A 25,846-nucleotide genomic window follows, 5' to 3' on the forward strand; every position below is an offset into this window, starting at 1 on the left:
TAAGGCTTCAGGTTCAGAATTGTTGAATGTTGAATCCTTCCGCAAAATTATTGATCTGCAAATTTACGGAATTTTACGCCAAAGATGTTAATGGATGATTAAAAATCAATTGGTGAGTTCCAACTCAATTCCGACATTTCCGATCCCTTTGCCTGGATTCTGTGACCCGTTTATGAATTGCCAATTCTCACCGGAAAAATTGCCAATGATTATATTTTTAGGGGATTCCGTAACTGAACCGACCAGCGGATCGTGTGCTTTGATTTCTTTCTGCTCTCCATTTAAAGTCATTACTTTTTGATATGAATTTTCATGATTTAATATCCACTCAAATGCTACAATAATTCCTTCTTTAGGAAAAAGAAATGGCTTGGAAAAAATGTATTTTGTAAGTTTTTTCTTTTTGAAGCAGGTAACGATAACCGATTTGTACAGGTCACCCGGTACACCGTTTTCATCATAGTATATATTGACTTTTATTGTCGCCGACTTTTTTGCGTTGAGCATTGAATAAAAACTCAGGGATTTGATAAATAATAGTTCAGCAGAAATGATATTTCTGAATTCTTTACCGACCATCCAGATGCTATTATTAACACCGAAGAAAGTGCCTTCTTTAGCTTTTTTTCCTATTGTAAATGTTTTTGATAACTTAGGCCGCATAATCTGAACTTCGTCAATTTCAAAATATTCCGGCTTTAAAAAGTAAGTATTCCGGTTTTTGTCAAGCTTTAAGTTTTCATATCCATAAGATTGAATTTCTGATATTTCTTCTTCTCGTCCTAAAGTGGCTGTACCACTTTCTTCGGTATTTATATAATAGTTTTTGCCCTGTAAAATAAGTTTTGCATAAGGAACGGGCTTTTGGGTTTCCTCATCTAAAACTTTTATTTGAGCCTGTGAAAAGAATAAAGCAGATACAGTCAGAAATGAAATAATTATTAGTTATAGTTTTTTGTTAGATAACAGTTTTTTTAAAATTTATTGAATAGCTTTTAGTTTTCAAAATGATTTAGCGGCAGAATGAACAGATGTCCTTAAGAATTATTATTTTTAAAATTAAATTTTTCATCGATGGCCAAATTTAACAGACGCGAATTTATTAAAAAATCATCATTAGGTCTAGGTTTTATGAGCCTGCCGGTTCCCGTACAGTTTTTATGGGGAAATGATTACGTTTCAAAACGACCAAAGCTGAACGAAAGAAAATTCACTTCCGAGGCTGTTGAAAAAACAATCAGAACAGTAAAAAAATCCATTGCCGACGAAGAACTGGCGTGGATGTTTGAAAACTGCTTTCCCAATACACTTGATACCACGGTGAAATTTTATGAGAAACACGGGAAGCCTTTTACGTATGTCATCACGGGAGATATCGATGCGATGTGGCTCCGTGATTCCTCCGCGCAGGTATATCCGTACCTTGGATTGGCAAATGAGGACAAAAAGCTTAAAAATATGCTGAAAGGAGTCATCAATAAACAGGTGGAATGTGTTCTCCTGGATCCGTATGCCAACGCATTTTTTGATGATGCTTCAAAAATCAGTGAATGGAAAAATGACCTCACGGAGATGAAACCCGGAATTCATGAGCGGAAATGGGAGGTAGATTCTTTGTGCTATGTGATGCGTTTATCTTACAATTATTGGAAGACAACGGATGATGCTTCTATTTTTGATGCAGACTGGAAACAGGCCATGCTCCTGATCCTTCAGACTTTCAGGGAACAGCAGCGGAAGGATTCAAAAGGACCGTATAAATTTCAGCGTTCTAACGGCAACCCGCTGGATACCCAGTTTGCGAGCGGTTATGGTAATCCGACCAAGAAAATCGGGCTGATTCATTCGATGTTCAGGCCTTCTGACGATGCCACTTTTTATCCCTTTTTGATCTCTTCCAATATGTTTGCAGTCGTTTCTCTGCAGGAAACGGCTGAGATCTTTTCAGAAGTTCTCCATAATGAAAATACGGCTGCCCAATTTAGAAGTTTGGCGCAGGAAGTAGATGCAGCCATTCAGAAATATGCTGTCTTTAACCATCCGGAAGCCGGTAAAATTTATGCTTTGGAGATCGACGGCTTTGGAAACGGATTGTTTATGGATGATGCCAACGTCCCTAATTTATTATCCATCCCATATTTGGGATACCGGTCAAAAGAAGATGTAATTTATCAAAATACCCGGAAGTTTTCTTTAAGCAAAGCCAATCCCTGGTACAGCGAAGGGAAATTTGCCAAAGGAATCGGCGGCCCGCATATCGGGGAACATAAAATCTGGCCGCTGGGCCTGATTATGCAGGCTTTAACCACCGATGATGATCGTGAAATCGTTTCGTGTTTAAAAATGCTGAAGGCCACCCACGCAGGAACAGGCTTTATTCATGAATCTTTTGACGTAGACAATCCCAAAGATTTTACACGGTCCTGGTTTGCCTGGGCGAATACGCTTTTTGGCGAACTGATGCTCCATCTCCATCAAACAAAACCGGAAATTTTAAACCAGAGATTCTAATTGTAGAAACCTCCGGTCTGCCGGAGGTTCTCTTGTAAAACTTAAAATAAGCAGCTGACAGCAATTAGATTTTTGCTATTGGCTTTACATTCAGAATTTTAAAATTTAAAAACGTATTATTAAATTATTTCAAGTACTTATATATAAATAACCGAAGGTTAGGATTGCCTATATTTCTGTAGCTTGCTGCTGCTTTTTAGCGGGTTTTCTTCTCCTTACAAAATAGATAATAACGGTTCCGGTCACAATAAACGGCCAGATAGCAACCATTCCTACGATGATTTTCTGAATTAAATAAAAACCTTCTACAAAAGCTGATTTCAGGCTGTAAAGAAAATCAAATGTATATTTATCGTCGATGCTTTCGGTGTTGGTAACGGCTATGGTGGCGATTCTTACTTTAGGTTCTTTGATGTAAATGTCGACCGTGCTGTATTTCAGCTGGTCCGTTACATCCATATTGGCCATCTGCTGGAGATTGTCTTCCGCCATATTCCGGTCGCTCATATTCACTTTATCTTTATTGGTCTTCAGCTTATCAATATTTTCACCGGTCTTTTTGATCCTCTTTCCTTCCATTTCAGCGTATTTTATTCCTGATGTGACATCTTCCGCGTTGATGGTTCTGGAATTGAGGAAGAGTTTTTTATTGTTCACCAAAGTCAGCAATTCGCCGAGCCTGGCTGTAGGAACTCTTACCTGCATGGTGTTTTCCGACTGGTATTTTTTAACGAGTACGGCTTCTTCATCCGAAGTATTGTAGGTGTTTTCGGAAACAATATTGCTCTTCAAGTCGCTGTGTGTAACAAAACCTCCAAGCTCCTGAACCGATTTTTCAATAGAAATTGTAGCGTCGTATACATCCTTCACTTCCATATTGATATCTGCTGTTTTAATGAATTGCTTGTCTTTTACTTTCATGTTCGCAACCGAAGAAATGCTGTCTGAAACAGCCATTGCGGAATCTTTAGAGGCGGCCGCTTCGTAATCTGCCGTAGTTTCCCCTTTTTTACATGAACAGATTCCCAATAAAAGGGCTCCTGCCAGTGATAATCTGATGTACGTCGTTTTCATAAGTTGATTTTTTTATGTTTTGCTTACTCCAAAGTTCATACGGAATCATTTGTAACGTTTGAAAATTTCAGGTAAAAATTCTGTAAAGAAATATTCTGATTTAAAATTTTGACAATCAGTTTTTTGTAAAATAATGCTAGTCACAAAGCCTTGCTTTCGGAGTAATTTTTGCTTATCTTTTACAAATCAAACACAACCATTATTATGTCTGACACCTTTTCTAAAATCAGAAACGCCATAGAATTATTCAGATCCATTGATTTTGATCAGTTAAGTGCGATCTCCCAAAAAGTAAATCTTCCGAAGCTGATGGAAAATTTCTCAAAACTGGACGATAAGCAGCTCAACGGAATGATGAAAATGCTGGATCCGAACCGGAAAAAGAAAGAACTTCCGCCGATTGACGGTGATTTTTATGATGTTTCCCACACGCTGAGTCCAGAACATCGTGAAGTGCAGCTGAAAGTCAGGGATTTCATGGAAAAAGAAGTCAAGCCTTTGGTGAACCATTACTGGTTGAGAGATGAATTTCCCCACGAACTGATTCCGAAATTTCAGAAACTTAATATCTGTGGAGTTACTTATGAAGGCTACGGCTGTCCGGGAATGCCTTTCCTGATGGAAGGTGTTATCGCAATGGAAATGGCGCGGATTGATGCCTCTATAGCGACATTCTTTGGTGTACAGTCCGGTTTGTCTATGGGTTCCATCTATATCTGCGGTTCGGAAGAGCAGAAACAAAAATGGCTTCCTCAGATGCAGCAGTTTGAGAAGATCGGAGCTTTCGGATTAACAGAACCGGAAGTTGGCTCCGGAGCAGCGGGCGGATTGACGGTAACCTGCAAAAAAACACCGGATGGATGGATCCTTAACGGACAGAAAAAATGGATCGGAAATGCCACGTTTGCCGATGTTATTATTATCTGGGCGAGAGACCTGGATGACGGGGAAGTGAAAGGTTTTATTGTGGAAAAAGATAATCCGGGATATTCCGTGGAGAAGATAAAAGGGAAAATGGCCTTAAGAATTGTTCAAAACGGCCTCATTACCCTGAAAGATTGTATCGTAACCGAAGAAAACAGATTGCAGAATGCCAATTCTTTTAAAGATACTGCGAAAGTTCTGCAGATGACCCGGGCCGGAGTGGCATGGATGGCTACAGGCTGCGCAAGAGGAGCCTATGAAAGTGCTTTGGATTATACGCGCAAACGTGAACAGTTCGGAAAGCCGATCGCTTCTTTCCAGATGATCCAGGGCCACCTGGTGGAAATGCTGTCGAATCTTACCGCCATGCAAACGATGGTGTTCAGACTTTCGGAAATGCAGGATGAAGGGATTTTAAAAGATGAACATGCTTCGTTGGCTAAAGTTTTCTGTACCATGAGAACGCGGGACGTTGTTTCCAGGGCACGGGAAGTTATGGGCGGAAACGGAATTCTGCTGGAATATGATGTCGCCAGATTCGTCGCCGATGCAGAAGCGATTTATTCCTATGAAGGGACAAAAGAGATCAATTCTTTAATTGTCGGAAGATCGATTACCGGGTTCAGTGCGTTTGTGTGAGGTGAATGATCAATAGTGAATTCACTTTTTATATTTGTTCTGCAGCAATTAAAACTAAATATTATGTTGAAAAATCTTAAGAAATTGAATCGTAATGATCTAAATGAAATTAAAGGAGGCGGAGTGAAATAGGTCTGTGAGATCGGTCCAGAAGGTTGTCCTGTAAAATTCCTGCAGGCGATCCTTGTCCGGGAGGGCTCAGCGGACCTGGGAGCCCGGGAGAGCCGGTGGGATATTGTCCAGGCAGTCAGACGTATATTCCTTGTGACCAGGTTTGTCCGAACGGATTACAGCCACTGTGTGCATTACAAAATCAAAGCCTTCAAATCCAATTGAAGGCTTCTTTATTTGGCGTGAATTCGGCCGTATTAAATTTATTTTCCATCACTTATTAAATAAAGGTATTGGAATTCAAATAGTGTTTCTATTATTATATACAAGCCATTAAATTGATACCTTTGATTGTAACGTTGACAATAGAAACTTCCAGCATCCGGTTTCTATCTTCCAGCCTTTCACTTCGGGTTTCGCGTTATTTAAATATTCTCAATTATTAAAAGTTGACCAGCAAAGCGAATTGAACATTGACCATTCACTTCTCTAATCCATTTCCTTCAAAGTAATATTTTTCGAAATCTTGTAGCTTTTCTTCTTCCGGTCGGGGTGTTCTTCCTCACCTAGCAGTTTTCCCCACGGCTGTAATCCTTCCACTCTTTCGAAAATAATTTTAATAATGGCGATTGCCGGAATGCACAGGAACATACCGGCAATTCCCCAAAGATGTTCGCCGATAATGATACCGAGAAAGGAAAACAGGGCATTTATCTTTACTTTGGAACCTACGACAAAAGGCAGGACAATATTCCCATCAATAATATGTACAACGATATATCCTAAAGCCACATAGATGCAAGTGGATGGGGTGGCTGTAGCAAACGCGATAAAGCAGGAAATCAAAAGGCTGATGCAGATTCCCAGGTAAGGAATTACATTTAGCAAGCCTGTTAAGACGCCGAGCAGGATGGCATATTTTACCCCTAAAACAGTCAATAGAATAGAGGTGAGCGTAGAAACGATCAGTATCTGAAGACAAAGACCGGTGATGTATTTTTTGGTCATGATCCGTACTTCACGAACAATTTCAAGAACCCGGGCTTTGTGTTTTTCATTAAAAACGGTGATGATAAAATTGTTCAGGACTCTGCGGTAATTCAGAATAAAAATAAAGAACAGGATAAAAAAGACCACGAAGCCCAGCCCGGAAGAAAATATTCCGAAGGTAAAACCTAAGATAACCCCGGTGGAAGAGAGGAGTTTGTTGAGTCCCTGATCGATATACGTCAGCTGCTGGTCAATCTTCACATGAAATGTTTTGGAGACCCAGTGCTGCAGATCTGTTGCCACGGTGGTAAACTGGTTTTTCAGATGGGGAATATCTTTGCTGAAATCCGAAAGCTGTGAGCCAAAGAAATAAATCAATCCTATTAAAACAATAAGCATAAGCATTAAAGATGCGATTGTTGATAAACTCCTTTTAAACCGAAGTCTTCTTTCCAGGAAGTTGGCAATCGGAAGGAAAAGCATTGCCATCAGAAAGGCCAGGAAAAACGGAGCCAGAATACTTTCTCCTAAGGCCAGAAGATAGCCTAAGCCGATGATGCAGATAATAACAAGGGTGAGTTTTACAAGAAAAGGAAGCCGTAATATATTCATGATTTTAATCTGTTTTGTAAAAATAATAAAACCCTTTGAATGATAAGGGCTTCTGTAAGTTTGACCTGAATTCTTTTGATGGCATTAGAAAATTCTGTGCCACAGCGAATACCACAAAAAAATATTTTTGATAACTAATAATATATAACATGGGATATAAATAAAGACACGTCCCAAAAAATTATGAGACGTGTCTTTGTATTTATTAGATGGTACAAAATTATTTTTCAATAGCAATATCAATAACCTCTTCCATTCTGTTTACATAATGAACATGCAGATTTTTCAGATAATCCTTTTTGATTTCCTCCACATCTTTTCTGTTGGCTTCACATAAAATGACATCTTTGATTCCGGCTCTTGTTCCGGCAAGAAGCTTTTCCTTGATTCCGCCTACCGGAAGCACTTTTCCTCTTAAAGTAATCTCACCCGTCATAGCAAGATGAGGTTTTACCTTTTTGTTTTTATAGGAAGAAACCATGGATGTTAACATGGCAATTCCTGCAGAAGGCCCATCCTTCGGAGTAGCACCTTCCGGAACGTGAACGTGAATGTTCTTCTTTTCAATATCATCCTGGGAAATTCCCAGCTCGTCATGCTTTGCTTTAATATATTCCAGGGCGATCATTGCCGATTCTTTCATCACGGTTCCCAGATTCCCGGTCATCGTAAGATTCCCTTTTCCGTTGCTCAGGATGCTTTCGATGAATAAAATATCACCACCGACGCTGGTCCAGGCAAGTCCGGTTACCACTCCCGGAACTCCGGTAATCTCGGATAAGCTTTTCGGTCTTGGTACGCCTAAGATTTCATCAATTTTTTCTACGGAAATCTTAGGGTTATATTCTTTTACCAAAGCGGTCTGAAGAGCTACCCAACGGGCAATCCCGGCAATCCTTTTTTCCAGTGAACGAACACCGCTTTCCGAAGTATGGGCTTCGATAATATGCTTTAATTCGTCATATCCAAGCTTGAAAGATCTTGCTGTAAGCCCGTTTTCTTCCTGCTGTTTTTTAATTAAATGCCTTTTTGCAATCTCGATTTTCTCCTCTAAGGTATAGCCTGCAATCTGAATGATCTCGGTTCTGTCCAAAAGTGGCGTCTGAATAGTTGACAACGAATTCGCTGTTGCAATGAACATTACTTTGGAAAGGTCATAGCCCATCTCCAGGAAGTTATCATAGAATGATTTATTTTGCTCAGGATCAAGTACTTCTAACAAGGCAGAGCTTGGGTCTCCGTGCAGTCCTTGTCCGATCTTATCGATTTCATCCAGAACGATGACCGGATTGGAAGTTCCGGATTTTTTAATTGATTGCAGGATTCTTCCGGCCATGGCTCCAATATAGGTTTTCCGGTGGCCGCGGATCTCGCTTTCGTCATGAAGTCCGCCGAGAGAAAGCCTTACGTATTTTCTTCCCAGTGCATCGGCAATGGATTTTCCTAAAGACGTCTTTCCAACGCCCGGAGGCCCTACCAAAAGAAGGATTGGGGACTTCATGTTGTTTTTAAGCTTTAAAACAGCCATGTGTTCCAAGATTCTCTTCTTGATATCTTCCAGACCGAAGTGGGCTTTATCTAAAATTTTCTCTGCTTTGGCAATATCAAAAACATCTTTCGTATATGTTTCCCAAGGAAGATCCGTAAAGAAATCCAGGTAATTTCGCTGCACATTATAATCCGGTGAGTTTGGGTTTTGACGTTGTAACCTGTTGATTTCCTTTTGGAAATGTTCCTCTACTTCGTTGCTCCATTTCTTACCTTGTCCTTTTTTAATCAGATCTTCCACATCACCTTCAGGTCCCCCGCCAAGCTCTTCCTGGATGGTACGGATCTGCTGATTCAGGAAATATTCACGCTGCTGTTTGTCCAAATCTTTTGACGTTTTCTGGTGAATCTGATTTCTCAGTTCCAGCTTCCTGAAATCTTCATGCATCATTTCATAGCACTTGTTGGCCCTTTCCATCAGGTTTTTTTCTTCCAGCAGCTTCTGCTTGTCCGAAGATGGGAAATTAGCATTGGTGCAGATAAAATTCAGCAGGTCATCATTGTTGTTGATGTTTTTTATAGCGAAATTGGCCGCATTCGGAATATTGGGATCAAGCTCGATAATCTTTAAGGCAAGGTCTTTTACATTTTCCAGCAAAGCCTCATATTCTTCTATATTTTTGGGTCTGGAGTCTTTCAGCTTTGAGATTTCAGCTTTAAAATACGGCTGGGTTTCTACGATCTTTTTTACCTTAAACCGGTAGAATCCTTTGGTGATGGCTGTAATATTTCCTTCCGGAAGCTTAATAATCTTTATGATTTTAGCAAGAGTACCCACCTGGAAAATATCTTTTTCAGTAGGCTGCTCAAGTTCAGAATTTTTCTGGCTTACAATTCCAATAAAGTCACCGTTTTGTTGGGCTTCCTCAAGGAGTTGGATGGATGTTTTTCTTCCTGCCGTAATGGGAATTACAACATTCGGGAACATCACCATATTTCTAACGGGAAGGATCGGGAATATCTTTTGCTCGGAATTTTTTTCCGTTTCCGCAAGGTCGTCAAGGGTGATTTCCTGGGCTACAATATCAAATCCGTCGCTTATCATTTCTTCTAAACTAATATCTTCAAATTCTGTCATAGTACATCGAATGACAAATTGTCATTGTCGTTTTAATTCGTTAACGTGAAATTACACAATATGTTTTGAAAAGAGACCACATATTGCGTGACGTTATAAGGCACAAGACTTATGCCATTTGTTTTTTGCTAAAAAATATGGTCAAAATTTCCTTTTTTGTATAATTTAAATTTTAAAAATTAAAATAAAGGCCTTGCATTTCCGTAATTTCTTAAAAATGTGTATTTTCGCAAACTGATAAAAAACTATAATATATATAATGGCAATTTTAGGACAAATTAGGAGTAGACCTTGGCTTTTGATGGGCGTAATTGCACTGGCGCTTTTGGCGTTCCTTGTAAACCCAGACAGTATCGATAAGGTTTTCGGTAAAAATCCTGATGTTTTAGGAAAAGTAAATGGTGAGAAAATTACCCGTGAAGAGTTTAACGATCAGCTCTTCGTGCTTCAACAACAGGCCGAGCAGCAGGGACAGCCGAAAAACGGGCTTGAAGAGCAGGCGTGGCAATTGTTGGTGCAGTCGAAACTAATCAAGCAGCAATTCGAGAAAATGGGCTTCGAAATGACGGAGGACTATTTCTGGAGCCAGCTGCAGTACGATCAGATGTTTGCACAGCAGAAGCAGTTTTTCGATGAGAAAGGTAATTTCAAAACCCAGGAGCTTAAAAAACAGATCGAAGACATGAAGGCTGCTTCTCCGGAAGGATACAACCAGTGGCTGAAAACCAGAAAATCAGTGGAGTACAGACTGATGGCAAGACAGGTTTTTGCCAATGTTTCCACGGGGATTACGACCGGTAAAAAAGAAGCTGAAGAGCTGATGAAAGAAAGAGATCAGCTGGCGGATATCGATTTCGTAAAGATCGATTATGCAACTTACCTTCAGAAAAACAACATCAAGGTGACGACTGAAGATCTTGCTAATTATATCAAGCAGCATCCTGTAATGTTCAAAGCGGAAGAAAGCCGAAACATTGGAATCGTATATTTCCCATCTCAGCCGAGTGCAGCTGATGATGCCGCAGCTCAGAAAGAGATCAACAAACTGTTCTCAGCAGGAACGGATGCGAGCGGAGGCTCTGAAAATTTCCAGAATACCAAAAACGACTCTATGTTCGTGATGGCCAATTCAGATATGCCTTACAACCCTCAGTATGTAAAGCCGAATCAATTACCGCAGGCTATTCAGGCGCAGCTGCCAACAGCAGCGATCGGTCAGACTTTCGGTCCTTATAAAGAGCAGAATTTCTATGTGGTGTCTAAGCTTTTGGATAAAAAGACTTCGGATTCTACATTATCAAGACATATCCTTATCGCTTTCAAAGGAAGCCCGGCAGGAGAAGGCGTTACAAGATCCAAAGAACAGGCTAAGAAACTGGCGGATTCAATTGGAGCTATTGTAAAAGCCAATCCGGCTAAATTCACGGAATTCCTTAAGTTATCCAACGATCCGAATTCTGCCGCACAGGGCGGAAGCTTAGGGTGGACAACTCCGGAAACGCCTTTCGTACCGGAATTCTTAAAGTATCTTGCAGAAAATCCTAAAGGAGCAACCGGTGTCGTTGAAACACAGTTCGGTTACCATATCATCAACATTGAAGATAAAAAGCCGGGAGCAATGGCTTATAAAGTAGCTAACCTTGTAAAAGCCGTTAAACCTTCCGATGCTACGGAAGCGGAAGTAAACAAAAAGGCAAGCCGTTTTGTTCAGCAGGTTCAGGGTAAATCATTTAACGATTTTGTGAACATTGCCAAAAAAGCAAACTACCAGTTCTCCAATCCGAAACAGGCGAAGAGATTCGACGGGCAGCTTCAGGGCTTAGGAACGGAAAAAGATGCGGATATCCTCTCTTGGGCATTTGATAAGAAAAGAGAAAAAGGAGATACCGAATTATTTACGGTAGACGGAACAGGAGATAAAATTGTTGTTTACTTAAATGGTAAGCAGGAAAAAGGAACTGCAGATCCTGAATCGGTAAGAGACCAGATCGAAGTTGTTGTGAAGAACAAGCTGGCTGCGAAAAAGATCGTAGAGAAAATGGGTAAACCGGGAAGTCTCGATCAGGTAGCTAAACAGTTTGGAACAACCAAGCAGTCTGCACAGGTTAATATGTTGAATCCATCCGTAGCAGGTTCTATGGAACCGAAAGTGGCAGGAGCTGCATTCGGGGTGAAGAAAGGACAGGTTTCCAATCCGGTTGAAGGAGGAACAGGTGTGTATGTTTTGGTTAAGAAAAATGAAACCACAAACAAACAGCCTGGAGACCTTAAACAATTCACGGAATCCGTAACCCAGAGAAACGGCGGAATGTTTGGTCAGGCTTGGTTAAAGAGCTTGCAGGATAATGCGAAGATCGACGATTACAGAATTGAAATCTGGAACAAATTGGGTTCTCAGCAACAATAAAAAAATAATTTCCATAAGGATAAAAAGCGGCAAAGTTTTTGCCGCTTTTTTTGTGTGTAACGCAGAGCAATGAAGAAAAACATTAATTTAAATGTAGTATATTTGCTCATTAGAAAAAATTTAGCAAGTGAAGTTCAGTAAAGAATTAAAAGCTGGTGTGATCGCACTATTGGCCATCGTTGGTTTTGTGGTGCTTTTTCAATTTATGAAAGGCCGTAGCCTTTTTACTACCGACAATATATTTTACGCAAAATATGATAACGTAGAGGGATTAGCCCAATCATCGCCTGTTTCCATCAATGGTCTAAAAGTAGGACAGGTTGACAAAATTATTCCAAATACCAACAAAGACGGAAAAATCGATTTTCTTGTAAAAATTACCGTAGATAATAATTTTGAGTTCTCGAAAAATTCAACTTTGGAAATTTTTGAACCCAGCCTGATGGGTGGGAAAGAAATGAGAATTAATCTTATGTACGGAGGTCCTACTGCAAAAGACGGAGATACTTTAAGAGGTGCTTTCAAATTGGGAACTTTGGGAAGTCTTTCTTCTCAGGTAGGGCCGGTAAAAGATCAGTTGCAGGTGGTTCTTCACCGGGTAGATTCTTTAATGACCAACGCTAATCAATTGGTAGATGCTCAAAACAGGCAGGAAATTAAATTATTACTGGTTAATCTTAATAAGACCGTAGGTGCTTTGCAAACCACCGCAGCAAGCGTAAACTCTCTTGTAGGACACAACGATCCCAAACTTCAGAAAGTACTGGATGATGCCAGCCTTACGATGCAGAGCGGTAAAGTTACTTTGGATAAATACGGAAATTTAGCGGAAAGCATTGACACGAAGAAACTCAATGCAACCATTGCTAATCTTGATGAAACCGTTGGCCAACTCAATAAAGTGGTTTCCGGAATCAACAGAGGCGAAGGAAGCTTAGGGAAAATTATGAAAGATGACCAGCTGTACAATAATCTTAACACAGCCTCCAGCAATCTTAATGGTCTGATCGAAGACCTTAAAGCACATCCTAAAAAATATGTTAATTTCTCCGTGTTCGGAAAGAATAGTAAAGACTAATATATAACCATGCAGTATATTCCTCATATTATTTTTTTTATCTTATTAGTAGCAGGTTTCGGGCTGTTTGCCAAAAGTCTGCTTAAAATTTACCGGAATATCCGGTTGGGAAGAGAAATCAACCGAAACGACAGAAAAGGGGAGCGCTGGGAAACTATGGCCAGAGTGGCAATGGGACAGAGCAAAATGACGAAACGTCCGATTGCCGGAGTTTTGCACCTTTTCGTATACGTGGGTTTTATCATTATTAATATTGAACTTATAGAAATCGTAGTAGACGGAATTTTCGGAACCCATCGGTTTTTATCTGCCATCGTAGGAAACGGTGTTTACAGTTTCTTTACGGCTACACTGGAAATTTTAGCTTTATTGGTAGTGATCGGAGTGGTGGCATTCTTTATCCGCAGAAATTTCTACGGCGTAAAAAGGCTGACGATGAAAGAACTTCTTGGATGGCCGAAAGAAGATGCCAACTGGATCCTGATTATAGAATTTGCCCTAATGATGGCTTTCTTTATGATGAATGCTTCAGATTCTATTTTACAGAGCAGGGGATATGGTCATTTTGCAAATGTAGGATCGTTTCCTATCAGTAATATTTCGTTTGTTCCGTTTCTGGAGACATTCAGCTTCGATAGCGGGTTCCTGTTCGGAATCGAAAGAGGGGCCTGGTGGTTCCATTTCGCAGGTATTCTGTTCTTTATGAACTACCTTTATTATTCAAAACATTTACATATAATCCTGGCTTTCCCAAGTACCTGGTACGCCAATCTGGAAAAGAAAGGGAAATTCAACAACCTTGAGTCCGTGACCAAGGAAATTAAGCTTATGATGGACCCGAATGCCGATCCTTATGCCGATCCGGCAGAAGGAGAAACTGGAGCGCCGTCAAAATTCGGGGCGGAAGATATTTTCGACCTTAATCAGGTTCAGCTGTTAAATGCTTATTCATGTACGGAATGTGGGCGGTGTACAGCCGTTTGTCCGGCCAATATCACCGGTAAAAAACTTTCACCGAGACTTATTCTGATGAAAACCAGAGACCGTCTTGAAGAAGTAGGAAGAAATATCGACAAAAACGGTAAATTTGAAGATGACGGTAAAAAGTTGCTGCATGATTATGTCACGAAAGAAGAGCTTTGGGCATGTACAACCTGCAACGCCTGTACGGAAGCCTGTCCGGTACTGCTGGATCCTTTATCCATCATCATGGATATGAGAAGATTCCTGGTAATGGAACAATCGGCGGCACCGCAGGAACTCAACCTGATGATGGCCAATGTCGAAAACAATGCCGCTCCCTGGCAGTACAATCAGGCAGACCGCCTGAACTGGGCAAAAGACTAATTATGCTAACAATGCAAAAGTGTAGTGGTGTAACAATCATTCATTGGTAAACTGAATTAAAATGGACTTCAATATAAAAACCATGGCAGATTACGCTGCCGAAGGAAAATCACCGGAAGTTTTATTCTGGGTGGGCTGTGCGGGAAGCTTTGACGACCGTGCCAAAAAAATTACAAAAGCATTCTGCAAAATACTGAATAAAATAGGGGTTGAATTTGCGGTTCTGGGACAGGAAGAAAGCTGTACCGGAGATCCTGCAAAACGTGCCGGAAACGAATTCGTTTTCCAGATGATGGCCCTTACAAACATTGAAGTGCTGAATGCGTATGAGGTAAAAAAAATCGTGACGGCCTGTCCGCACTGTTTCAATACCCTGAAAAATGAATATCCGAGCTTGGGTGGAAACTATGAGGTTATCCATCATACCCAGTTTCTTAGAAACCTTATGGAAGAAGGCCGCCTGAAAATTGAAGGAGGTGCTTTCAGCGGGAAGAAAATCACTTTTCACGATCCTTGCTATTTGGGACGTGCCAATGGCGAATATGAAGCACCAAGAATGTTGCTTGAAAAACTGGACGCCGAGCTGGTTGAGATGAAACGTTGCAAAACCAATGGTCTTTGCTGCGGTGCCGGAGGTGCACAGATGTTTAAAGAGCCTGAAAAAGGAAAAAAAGACATTAATATCGAGCGAACCGAAGAAGCTTTGTCTACCGAGCCTAAAGTAATTGCTACAGGCTGCCCGTTCTGTAATACCATGATGACGGACGGCGTGAAACATTTCAATAAAAATCATGAAGTTGCAGTAAAAGATATCGTGGAGCTTTTGGCAGAAGCGGAAGATCTGTAAATTTTTTACAGCAGTTGAAAGCAGCGGATGTTTCCATGAAAGCCGGATGGCGGATTTCTTTCTTTGTAATCGTTGGTATTCTGGCATATCTTAGTTTCTGGAATTACAAAAACAGGGTTTACGACTGGGATATGCCGGGTTATATCGGCTGTATGTATACCCTGAAATTTCCGGATCAACCGGACAAAGTCCATAAGCTTACTTATTCGGAGATAAAAAAAAAGGCTCCGGCTTACGAATACAAAGACATCACCGGAACTTTAAAAACCCCGGATCCGGCACGGCAGGCTTTTGCATTTAATACAAAAGCTTTTAAGGAACAGCTGCCTTATTTTAAAATCAAAGCCGGCTACAATCTGGCTGTTTTAGTGCTGTATCAATTGGGATTTTCATCACCGGATGCCGTCACATTTCTCAGTATTTTCTCTTACTTTATTTCGGGAATGCTGATTTTTTTTATTCTGAAATTCATATTTCCTGAAAACTATTTGCTCGCAGGCTTTTTAACTGTCGGAATTATACTTTTGCCTCCGATGACATACATGTCCAGGGTATCGACCCCGGATCTTTTTGTCCTGCAATTTCTGCTGGTTTTTATGGCGGGTTTTCTAAAAAAATGGAATCGCTGGATTATGTTTTCCATTCTTTTTGCGATTACTTTTACAAGACCGGACTACCTGCCTCTTACTTTAAGCTATCTGTTACTAACAGGTATGTACGGATATTTTAAAGAGAAAAAATGGGATCTCAATCTTGTCATACAGGGAATGATTCTTTTGGCTCTGTACTTTATCATCATTAAAGCTTCCGGCTACCCGGGATGGAAACATCTTTTTTATGATTCTTTTATTTACAGACGGCCGCTTATCTCGGGTTTGCCGCCGGATTTCACGTTTCAGGATTATCTGCATATTATTTACACAAAAATTATATATTTCAAAAGAGTCACTTTAATTTCCTTAGGGCTAACGGGGCTCATATTTTATTATTCAAAAGATCGGTGGATCAGGGCTTTTTCAATCATTGTTCTGGTGAATATCTACATTAAATTTCTCATTTTTCCGCATTCGTCGGGATTAAGGTTTTTCTTCGGCTACATTATCCTGTTGCTGTTCATATTCTTATCGGTGCTCAGCACAAAATATAATGGTTTCAGACTCAGGAAAATTGCGTAATTTTGAACTTTAAAATACATCAGCAATGAAGATTGAAGAATCCAATATAGTAGAAGCGAACGATTACAGAGTAATTATCTATCCGGCCTCAAGACCTTTTGAGACCAAAGAAGCGAAGCAGATTACCGAAAAGCTGTTTGACTTCCTGGCCACCTGGGCAGCACACGGAAAGCCGCTTTCTTCGTCTTTTAAGATCGAAAAAAATCAGTTTATTATCATCTGTGTGGATGAGGAAAAAGAAATGGCTTCGGGATGCAGCATCGATGCATTGGGGAAAGTCATGAGGGAAATCGATGAAGAATACCAACTGGGGCTTTTCGACAGGATGAAAGCCAGTTTCGTGGAGAATGGCGAAGTAAAAACATTGAAACTTAATGATTTCAAATCAAAAGTACGAAACGGGGAAATCTCCAGGGATATTCAGGTATTCGACTTTTCAAAAAATACGTATCTTGAATTTCTGGGAAACTTCCTTTTGCCTTTTGATAGAAGCTGGGCTGCAGGAATTAAATAAACAGATTATTATTAAGATGAATATAAAAAGTGGAGTATCTCCACTTTTTTTGGTTTAAGTATATTTGCAGAAATATCTCTAAAAGATTTAAACAAAAGGTTCCGGACGCTGATGCCTAAAATACTTTTTTTAACCACTGCCCACCGACACGATGATGACAGGATCTTCTATCATCAGGCAAAAGCATTGAAAAATGAGGGTTATCAGGTTAAGATCTGCAGCCTTTCTTCAGATTTCCAGGGAACAACTGATGGCATCGAAATCGAATCCTATCCGGTGCTGGATAAAAGCACGGAGGAAAAAAAAGCAGTTTTTGAAAAAGTATGCCAGGATTTTCAGCCGGATAGCATCATCTGTTCGGAACCGCTGGCCGTTATTGCTGCTAAAAAGTTTAAAAAGCAGAAGAAAAAGGTACGTATCGTTTACGATATAACCGAATGGTATCCTTCGTTGAGAATGATCGAGCCGTTTTCTTTTCCGTTAAATATTTTTCATGCCTTTAAATTTTTCCTGATCCAGCTGTATGCGGGCTTCATCAGTACGAATTATATTTTCGGGGAGGATACGAAAAAGTTCCCGCTGGCCTATTTTTTCCCGTTTAAAAAGAAAATTGTCCTGCCTTATTACCCGGATGATATTTACATTCATCCGAACATTAAAGCACTTCAAGAAAATACGATTACCCTTTGCTACACCGGGCAATTTTCAGCAGAAAAAGGAATCGGTAATTTTTTTGCTGCGGCGGACTGTTTAAGAAAAAAGAAACCCGGCCTGCACATCCGTATTTTGCTGATCGGAGGGGCAAGAAAAGAAAGAGACGAAAGATATTTTGCGGAACAGCTGGAAAAATACCGTTTTGAAAATATAAAAATAGGCAAATCCGCATCTTTTGAAACCTTCACGGAAGCATACGCGGAGGCAGACATCTGTTTCGACCTGAGAACAAAGAATTATGAAAACCATCATTGCCTTCCGATTAAACTGTTCTACTATGCCGCTTCCGGAAAACCGGTAATCTATACCGATCTGAAAGCCATCAGACAGCATATAGACGTTTCCGGATTTGGTTTCCTCGTTGATCCGGAAGATCCTGAAACAATAGCTGATTGCATTGTAAAATATGTCGAAAATCCTGAATTGTATACAAATCACGCCAAAAATGCCAGGCTGGCGTATGAGCAAACATATAATTGGGCGGCTATTAAGGATGTATTTGTCAACTTCATTGCTAATCCATAAGATAATAAGATGAAGCAGGGCACCATTCTGAAAACATTTTTCTCACGATTTTTAATTCTGATCTTAAATTTCGGTCTTGTTATTTATACAACCAATCAGTGGGGAAGTGAAGGGAAAGGAACCATTTCACTGATGGTCGCGGACCTTACATTGATCAGCTTCTTTGCCAATGTTTTCGTCGGGAGCAGCATGAGTTATTTTGCCAAAAGATTCCGGACGGAGGAAATTCTGCCGTTCGCCTACCTTTGGTCCCTATTGATGGGTCTGGCAATCCCGCTTTTTTTCAGTTTTACCCACGCTCCTGAATATTCAAATTATTTAATAGCGCTTTCGGTGCTGTCATCCCTTTTGTCGGCCAATGTGAACCTGTTTGTCGGTCAGCAGAATATCAGGATGTTCAATCTTTATACAGTTCTGCAACAGGTAGTACATATTGTTTTTATCATTATTATAATTTATCTGTTCAGAATTACTTCCGTTAATGCTTATTTTATTGCCCAAATCAGCTGTTTCGGTGTTTTGTTTGCCATAAGTGCTTTCCAGGTGCTGAAACATTGTACCTTTAAAAATATTTCTTTCTCAAGAACGGTTGGATATAAGCTTTTCGATTACGGATGGAAAACCCAGGTAAGTGCTTTCCTGCAGTTCCTTAATTATCGGCTGTCCTTTTACTTCCTCGAATATTTTAAAGGAATTACCAGTGTTGGGATTTTTTCAGTCGGGGTTGCTTTTTCGGAGGCGGTCTGGACGGTAAGCCGAAGCCTTTCGGTGGTGCTGTATTCGGATGTGGTGAATAATAAAAATTCGTATGAAGCGGTTGAGAAAACAAAAATATCCCTGAAGGTCAGTTTTTGGATTACCCTCTTGTTTATCATAATTATGCTGATTATTCCGGCACAGGTTTATGCCTGGATTTTCGGTAAGGATTTCAGCCGTACGAAGGAAATCGTTCTGCTGCTTTCTCCGGGGATTCTGGCGATTGCCGTAAGCAATATCATCGGGTATTATTTTGCAGGGATCAATAAGCTGAGGATTTTAAATGTGAAATCTCTGATCGGTTTGATTTTTACCGTAATTTCTTCTTATTATGTGATTCCTAAATGGGGTATCAACGGAGCCTGTATTGTAACTTCCGTTTCGTACTGTCTTTCGTCCGGGATTTTATTCTGGCGGTTCTATCAGATAACAGAATTTCGTGTAAGCGACTTTATGTTGTCCAGAACCGAAATGAATTTACTTTTAAATAAGGTCTTAAAGAAAAAATAAGGCGACGGAATAAAAATAAGTTTTTATCTTTGTTGGAAATGAGGAATATTGTTTTCGGAATCCTGGTGGTATTTTTAGCTGTTCTGAGCTGCAGAACGGGCGATGATGAGCTGCAGCAGATCGACCAGATTTTAGATATCTATATGAAAAATGGTGCAGGGCGGGATCTGCTTCACCAGAAAAAGGATCAGACGTATTTTACCTATTCCCTGAACGATGTGTTCGGGATTAAAGATATTTCACCGGTAAGCAGTTCGTTACGGGCGACTGCGGATTCCACGCTTTTTATCGAATATATCGCCGGAGCAAGAAGAATAGGGATGGATACTCTGGATCCTAATAATAAGACCTATCACTCCGTAATAACGGTTTCTTTAATTAAAAGGCTTAATAACACAATCCTTGATACAATTAACGATAAGTTGGAAATACAATACCGCATGACGCCGTCCGTTTTTGAAGTCTCGAAAGTCTATTATAACGATACTCTGAGATTTACCAAAACACCGGGTTCCCCGAACGTGGTAACGATCGTAAAATAAATTTTATACATTTGCAAAACTGCAGGCATTCCGATGCTCCGCATTCTAATAACTAACATCTAAATAAAATGTTACAAGTCAATTTTTTGCGCGACAATAAAGAGCGCGTTTTAGAAGGTCTTCAAAAAAGACAATTCAAGAATCTTGGATTGGTAGACGAGGCTATTGCTACTGACGAAGAAAGAAAAAAAATTCAGTTTGAATTGGATTCCCAGCTTGCCGAAATCAATAAAATCTCGAAAGAAATCGGGCTTTTAATGAAAGAAGGAAAGAAAGAGGAGGCAGAGTCCGCAAAATCTAAAACCGCACAATACAAAGAGTCGACGTCGGAATTGAAATCTCAATTGGATGTTAAGGAGAAAGAATTAGTCAATATCCTGTACCAGTTGCCGAACATTCCAAATGAACGGGTAAAAAGCGGTGCTTCTGCGGATGACAACGAGATCATTTACCAGTCTCATGATGTGGAAGGTCTTGGTGAGGGAGCAATCCCGCACTGGGAACTGGCTAAAAAATATAACCTGATCGATTTCGAGCTGGGGGTAAAAATTGCCGGCGCAGGATTTCCAGTTTATTTAGGAAAAGGCGCAAGATTGCAGCGGGCATTGGTTCAGTATTTTCTGGACAAAAATGTTGAAAAAGGATACACAGAAGTCAATCCGCCTCACGTGGTCAATGAAGCTTCAGGATATGGAACAGGTCAGCTTCCGGATAAAGAAGGACAGATGTACTACATCCAGGCAGATGATTTATACCTGATCCCGACAGCAGAAGTTCCGGTAACCAATCTTTACCGCGATGTTTTGCTTGATGAAAAAGATTTACCGATAAAAAATACGGCTTTCTCTCAATGTTACAGAAGGGAAGCGGGAAGTTACGGAGCTCATGTAAGAGGCCTGAACCGTCTTCACCAGTTTGAAAAAGTAGAGATTGTAAGGATTGAAAAACCTGAAAACTCTTATGCCGTACTCGAAGAAATGGTGGAACACATCAAGGAAATCCTTAGCGATCTTGAGCTGCCTTACCGGGTATTAAGGCTTTGCGGCGGTGATACCGGCTTTGCCTCTGCCATGACCTACGATTTTGAAGTATGGAGTGCGGCCCAGGAAATGTGGCTTGAAGTAAGTTCCGTATCCAATTTTGAAACCTTCCAGGCTAACAGGCTGAAGTGCCGTTACAAAACGGACGGAAAATCCCAGCTGGTACACACGCTGAACGGTTCTGCAATGGCCTTACCGAGAATTGTGGCCGCCTTGCTGGAAAACAATCAGACCGCGGAAGGCATAAAGCTTCCGAAGAAGATTGCTGAATATGCGAGATTTGATGTGATCAATTAATTATAAAAGTGCCCTTGTTAAGAGGGCATTTTTATTTATAAATTATTAACCAAAAAAAACATTATGAAGAAAATTTTTAAGCTTATTGTATTACTATGTGTCGTTTGTTCTGTCTCATTGAACGCTTCGGAAACAGAAAAACGGATTGAAGCAGGATTTATAGAGATTGCAGGACTTGTTACAGATGCCGGAAACTTAAATGCTTTGGAAAACGCAAAACTCTATGATGAAAAAGGATTGTTAATCGCAACAACCGATTCCAGAGGCTATTTTAAAGGAAAAATAGAATATCCGGGTAATGGAGCAATTCACTTTAAGATTAAAGTGCAGAAAAGTGGATATCAATCTTTCGTGCAGACCGAGAACTGGGGAAATTTAGGGAACAATATCCGGTGTGCCTATTATTTCGGAATAACGAGAAACGACAGCAAATCCTTTTCTGAAATGGTTTTCACTAAAGATCTTTCAATAGATTCGGTCATAGCAGGCTTGATTAAAGTTAAGGAAAAAACATATTTCAGCAAAAAAATTGAAACGGCAAAAAAAGATAACCAACAGGTGCTTTTTAAGATCGATTCTGAATATTATCTGATCAACGACGGCGGATGGCTAAAAATCGCTTCTCCGGATGAGCTTATTTCTATTGATGGAAAACAAACGGTAAAGGCTTCCGAAATAAACTCTGTGATCAAAAGAAAACAGATCAAAGGGATGAGCCCTTCGGAATCGAAGGAGTATTCTTATGAAATTTATACCAAGTAAGATTTGTAAAATTTGAAAGAATTTTAAGCTGCCTTTTTGACAGAAAGAATTATTTTTTTTAAATTAAATATTAATAACTGTCCATCAACAAAACGAACTGTCATCTTTATTTAAATGACAGTGATAATTAATTATACAGTTTAATCTTACACTATGAAAACCCAGATTAATTTTTTATTAATGAAAATAACACTATTAGTTTTAGTGTTATTTTCATTAAATTTTCAATCACAAAATTATTATTTTAAATTTCCTGGGAATATAGAGGACCGTTCTTTTGATGATAATATCAAAAGGCTAAATGATGACATCCTAAGAACCTATAAAAACAGTGATAAAATTAAATTTAATGATAATATATTTCGGCTTTATATCCTAAGTGGAAATTATAAAAAAGGACTATTTTATCTAAATGAATTAAAAACATTTCCTAAGTACAAAGGTTTGGATTATCAAGAGATCATAGGGATCCAGTATGAATTATATGCCTTATCTAAATTAAGTTCTGAAAATAAACCTTATCGAGATAAATTTGAAAATACATTTAATGAAAAAATAAACTCTATATCAGATCGGTCTAAAATTTATTTAAGTGAATTTTTCAAATATACACAAGAGACATTAAAAACTGATATCCTTAAATTTATAAAGACGGATATTGTAAATGATAGTATTTCAGAATCCAATGCAATTAAACTATGCCGTTATTATATTTCTTACATTATTGCAAAAGAGACCAATCATATTGCACTTCCTTTAATAAAAAAAGTAGATCGTGAAGAATACACAGTAAATGATAGTGTCATTATAAAAACAAAAAGTGGAAATGAGATATCATTAGGCTTTCTAAAATATAAAAAAGGAGAAAATAAAGTTCCGACAGTACTCAACTTTAGTATCTATAATAGAAGAAGGTTTAACAATAATGAAAAGCTCAATTCTTTGAGAGGATACGCAATCGTCAATGCTTATAGCAGGGGAGTTTATTTAAGTCATGATGAAATTACACCATTTGAATTTGAAATAGAAGATGTAAATGAAGTAATCGACTGGATTACAAAACAATCCTGGAGTAATGGCAAAGTTGGAATGATTGGAGGAAGCTATGATGGTTTTAGTCAATGGGCTGCTGCAAAAAGTCTTCACCCTGCTTTAAAAACAATAATTCCTTCCGCATCAGTAGGCTTCGGAATAGATTTTCCAATGTACAATAATTGTTTTAGTCCTTATATGTTACGCTGGCTAAGTTATGTCGATAAGAAAACAGATTATGGAATTTTCAACGATGATATACAATTCCTATTATAAAAATGGAACTGCATTTAATAAATTAGACAGTATATATGGAAAGGCTAATTTTATTTTCCAAAAATGGTTAAAACATCCCTCTTTTGATAAATATTGGAGGTCTAAAATGCCCGATAAAAAGGATTTTGCAAAAATTAATATTCCTGTTTTAACGCTTACGGGTTATTATGATGCTGATCAAAGGGGAGCGATGTACTATTATAACGAACATCACAAATACAACAAAAATGCAAACCATTATTTAGTAATTGGTCCTTATGGACATAGTGGGGTCATATCAGGAGTGGATGAAGAATATAATGGTTATAAAATTGATTCTGTTGCAAAAATTAATATCGAAGAAATTTCTTTTCAATGGTTTGATTATATTTTGAAGGGAAAGAAAAAGCCGGAATTTTTAAAGGATAAAGTAAATTATCAGGTTATGGGCTCTAACGAATGGAAAAGTGCTCCGGAAATTAATAAAATAAGTAACGGAAAATTAAAATTATTTTTAAATAGAACAAAACTGGAAGAAACAGAATCTAAGCTGGCTTATATTTCTCAAACAGTTAATTTTTTAGAGCGAAAAGATACTTTACAAAGTTTTAGTGATGAAAAAATCTTAGATAATAAATTATCTCCGGAATATTTAAAAGACAGACTAATTTTTGAAAGTAATGTTTTCGAAAACTCTTTTGAAATAAACGGCAGTTTTACAGGGAATTTAAAGGTATCGATTAATAAAAAAGATATGGATGTTATTCTAACAGTTTACGAAAAATTATCTTCCGGTCAATATCTTAAACTATCACATGAATATTTTGCACGGGCAAGCTATTCAAAAGATAATACTAAAAGAAATTTATTACGGCCTAATCTTGTAGAAAATATTCCAATAAAAAATACTTTTTTCACCAGTAGAAAAGTAGAAAAAGGGAGTAAACTTATTGTGGTTTTAGGCATTAGAAAAAGTGCAGATGTACAAATTAACTACGGTACAGGAAAAGATATAAGTGAAGAAACCATTACCGACGCCAAAGAACCTCTGGAAATAAAGTGGTATAATAACAGTTATATAGAAATTCCTGTTATATAAACTGATAGGCCTCGTTTTTGGTATTTATTTTCAAAAAGTTTCCATTTCTCTTTCCTGGTGCAAAGATTTTCCGAAGACAAGCAATAGCAGGAAATCTCAGAGATTGTGCAGTACTGAAATTTATAAAACAAAACCGCCGAAAGTTCCGGCGGTTTTGTTTATCGTAATTTTGTTAAATTATATTTGAAGGATCTAATGGCAATTCACCTTGCTGTGCTTATGCGAGCTATGATCTCCCGGCAGATGGCAGTCTCCTTGATTATCTTTAGAGATCGTCATGGCTTCGGCTCTTGGTGAAATGTAGGGAATGCCTAATTCTAAACCTCGCACAATAAATAATCCTCCTAAAATAATCATGACAACCGGAATCACTTTCAGAACTTTTATTCTGAAGGTTTGATTCATCAGGTTTCCGACCAAAACGACGGTAAACATGAACGGAAGGGTTCCCAATCCAAATAAGGCCATGTAAGAAGCTCCCTGCCATATTCCTCCGCTTGCTAAGCTTGCCGTTAAAGCCATGTAGACCATTCCGCAGGGTAAAAATCCATTTAACAAGCCGGTGGTAAACCTGGAACGGTAATCCGCTTTTTGCAGCAGTCTTCCAAGATTCGATTTTACTTTAAATAAAAACTTTGAAATAAAAGGAATTTTGGACGCAAAATCCTTTCCCCCGAATGAAAACAAGGCCATGATAATCAGCAATATCCCAACGGCAATGGTAAGGTATTTCTGAAATCCGGCCATTTCAAATCCTTCCCCGATAATGCCCAGCAATGCTCCTAAAAACGAATAGGTAAAGATCCTTCCGAACTGGTAGGTCAGGTTCTGAATATAATAATTCGTCGCCTGTTTTTTCGTTAATCCCATCGACAGCGCAATAGGCCCGCACATTCCAATACAGTGGAATCCTGAAGCAAAACCCAGCCCGATGGCCGATATGATAAGGGCTATTTCCATATCACATCATAATCCAGTCGGTAATCGGTTTTATCTTTGGTCCAGCTTAATCTTAAGGTATAATTCCCCATTTTCAGGATCTGAGCGGGAATGATAAAAGATCGGTTCGCATCCAGTTGTACCGCTTTATGAACGTCGAGATTCTGGTCGTCGGTTCTGTTCAGTACGAATTTTACGGTAGTATTGGAGTTATTGTAATCTTGAGGGAAAGTAATTTTAATGCCGGATTTATCCTGGCTATATACCGGTTTTTCCTGTAGTTCATCGGCCCGTTTTTTAGCATCGATGACATCCTGGTATTTCAGCTCTTCTTCATAGTAATTGTCCGTTACCATCTCGGAGTTTTTCTGTCCGTTCGGGAAAAGAAACAGCATCGATAGAATAAATATAATAAATGCTGCTAAAGCGATAAATACGCCATGTCCCCAACTAAAATTTTTCATTTCTTTTCTTTGTTATGGATAAAAACCATCACGATGCAGTATTGGACCGTGAGGAT

The 25,846-nt window shown here is 39.1% G+C and carries 21 protein-coding genes; 15 read left to right on the top strand and 6 right to left on the bottom strand.

The annotated features are described in order from the left end of the window. Positions 1-105: 105 nt before the first annotated feature. Entirely contained in the window at positions 106-663 is a 558-nt protein-coding gene (locus ACED20_RS08695; RefSeq protein ID WP_378104200.1) for a hypothetical protein, read from the bottom strand. Positions 664-1,074: 411 nt separating this feature from the next. Here ACED20_RS08695 and ACED20_RS08700 point away from each other — a divergent pair, with 411 nt between their 5' ends. Then, the gene (locus ACED20_RS08700) at positions 1,075-2,511 is read left to right on the top strand and encodes a glycoside hydrolase family 125 protein (protein ID WP_378104201.1); all 1,437 of its coding nucleotides are present in this window, start codon (positions 1,075-1,077) and stop codon (positions 2,509-2,511) included. Positions 2,512-2,679: 168 nt separating this feature from the next. On the opposite strand, the gene ACED20_RS08705 is transcribed toward ACED20_RS08700, so the two are convergent. Continuing rightward, positions 2,680-3,585, bottom strand: coding sequence for a DUF4349 domain-containing protein (locus ACED20_RS08705; protein WP_378104203.1), 906 nt, complete (start codon positions 3,583-3,585; stop codon positions 2,680-2,682). A gap of 204 nt (positions 3,586-3,789) precedes the next feature. Between ACED20_RS08705 and ACED20_RS08710 the strand changes: the two genes are divergently transcribed. Then, entirely contained in the window at positions 3,790-5,148 is a 1,359-nt protein-coding gene (locus ACED20_RS08710; RefSeq protein ID WP_294220804.1) for an acyl-CoA dehydrogenase family protein, read from the top strand. Between the two features lie 600 nt (positions 5,149-5,748). On the opposite strand, the gene ACED20_RS08715 is transcribed toward ACED20_RS08710, so the two are convergent. Next, positions 5,749-6,861 (bottom strand): AI-2E family transporter, encoded by a 1,113-nt coding sequence (locus tag ACED20_RS08715; protein ID WP_294307611.1) that lies wholly within the window; start codon positions 6,859-6,861, stop codon positions 5,749-5,751. Positions 6,862-7,081: 220 nt separating this feature from the next. Then, a complete protein-coding gene (gene lon, locus ACED20_RS08720) occupies positions 7,082-9,487 on the bottom strand; it encodes an endopeptidase La (RefSeq protein WP_378104204.1) in 2,406 nt (801 codons plus the stop codon). A 259-nt stretch (positions 9,488-9,746) separates the two neighbouring features. Between lon and ACED20_RS08725 the strand changes: the two genes are divergently transcribed. From ACED20_RS08725 to ACED20_RS08785, 13 genes are all read left to right on the top strand, one after another. Then, on the top strand, positions 9,747-11,894 hold the full coding sequence (locus ACED20_RS08725) for a peptidylprolyl isomerase (protein ID WP_294234339.1): 2,148 nt from the start codon (positions 9,747-9,749) through the stop codon (positions 11,892-11,894). Between the two features lie 127 nt (positions 11,895-12,021). Beyond that, positions 12,022-12,972, top strand: a complete 951-nt coding sequence (locus tag ACED20_RS08730) for an MlaD family protein (RefSeq protein WP_378104205.1) — start codon at positions 12,022-12,024, stop codon at positions 12,970-12,972. A gap of 9 nt (positions 12,973-12,981) precedes the next feature. Beyond that, entirely contained in the window at positions 12,982-14,319 is a 1,338-nt protein-coding gene (locus ACED20_RS08735) for a (Fe-S)-binding protein (protein ID WP_294203444.1), read from the top strand. A 61-nt stretch (positions 14,320-14,380) separates the two neighbouring features. Further along, entirely contained in the window at positions 14,381-15,166 is a 786-nt protein-coding gene (locus ACED20_RS08740; RefSeq protein WP_378104206.1) for a (Fe-S)-binding protein, read from the top strand. Positions 15,167-15,180: 14 nt separating this feature from the next. Further along, positions 15,181-16,341, top strand: coding sequence for a hypothetical protein (locus tag ACED20_RS08745; protein WP_294203446.1), 1,161 nt, complete (start codon positions 15,181-15,183; stop codon positions 16,339-16,341). A 25-nt stretch (positions 16,342-16,366) separates the two neighbouring features. Further along, positions 16,367-16,855, top strand: a complete 489-nt coding sequence (locus ACED20_RS08750; RefSeq protein ID WP_294203447.1) for a hypothetical protein — start codon at positions 16,367-16,369, stop codon at positions 16,853-16,855. A gap of 111 nt (positions 16,856-16,966) precedes the next feature. Further along, entirely contained in the window at positions 16,967-18,094 is a 1,128-nt protein-coding gene (locus ACED20_RS08755) for a glycosyltransferase (protein WP_378104207.1), read from the top strand. Between the two features lie 9 nt (positions 18,095-18,103). Next, entirely contained in the window at positions 18,104-19,360 is a 1,257-nt protein-coding gene (locus ACED20_RS08760; RefSeq protein ID WP_378104208.1) for a polysaccharide biosynthesis C-terminal domain-containing protein, read from the top strand. Between the two features lie 38 nt (positions 19,361-19,398). Beyond that, a complete protein-coding gene (locus ACED20_RS08765; protein WP_294234329.1) occupies positions 19,399-19,902 on the top strand; it encodes a hypothetical protein in 504 nt (167 codons plus the stop codon). A 68-nt stretch (positions 19,903-19,970) separates the two neighbouring features. After that, complete coding sequence (gene serS / locus ACED20_RS08770) at positions 19,971-21,239, top strand: serine--tRNA ligase (protein WP_294220847.1); 1,269 nt, start codon at positions 19,971-19,973, stop codon at positions 21,237-21,239. A gap of 63 nt (positions 21,240-21,302) precedes the next feature. Then, a complete protein-coding gene (locus tag ACED20_RS08775) occupies positions 21,303-22,001 on the top strand; it encodes a hypothetical protein (RefSeq protein WP_345766729.1) in 699 nt (232 codons plus the stop codon). 153 nt (positions 22,002-22,154) lie between these two features. Then, on the top strand, positions 22,155-23,309 hold the full coding sequence (locus ACED20_RS08780; protein WP_378104209.1) for a CocE/NonD family hydrolase: 1,155 nt from the start codon (positions 22,155-22,157) through the stop codon (positions 23,307-23,309). Then, positions 23,272-24,387: a CocE/NonD family hydrolase gene (locus ACED20_RS08785; protein WP_378104210.1), complete on the top strand. Its 1,116-nt coding sequence runs from the start codon at positions 23,272-23,274 to the stop codon at positions 24,385-24,387. Before ACED20_RS08780 ends, ACED20_RS08785 begins: the two co-directional genes overlap by 38 nt. Positions 24,388-24,579: 192 nt before the next feature. Here the strand turns inward: ACED20_RS08785 and ACED20_RS08790 are convergent, their stop codons facing one another. Both ACED20_RS08790 and ACED20_RS08795 read right to left on the bottom strand, forming a co-directional pair. Then, a complete protein-coding gene (locus tag ACED20_RS08790; RefSeq protein ID WP_295213407.1) occupies positions 24,580-25,347 on the bottom strand; it encodes a sulfite exporter TauE/SafE family protein in 768 nt (255 codons plus the stop codon). Beyond that, positions 25,338-25,790 carry a FixH family protein gene (locus tag ACED20_RS08795; protein ID WP_294312498.1) on the bottom strand — a complete coding sequence of 151 codons (453 nt, stop codon included), beginning with the start codon at positions 25,788-25,790 and terminating at the stop codon, positions 25,338-25,340. Before ACED20_RS08795 ends, ACED20_RS08790 begins: the two co-directional genes overlap by 10 nt. Positions 25,791-25,846: the final 56 nt, after the last annotated feature.

The organism is Chryseobacterium sp. sg2396, assembly GCF_042610505.1.
Lineage (GTDB): Bacteria > Bacteroidota > Bacteroidia > Flavobacteriales > Weeksellaceae > Chryseobacterium.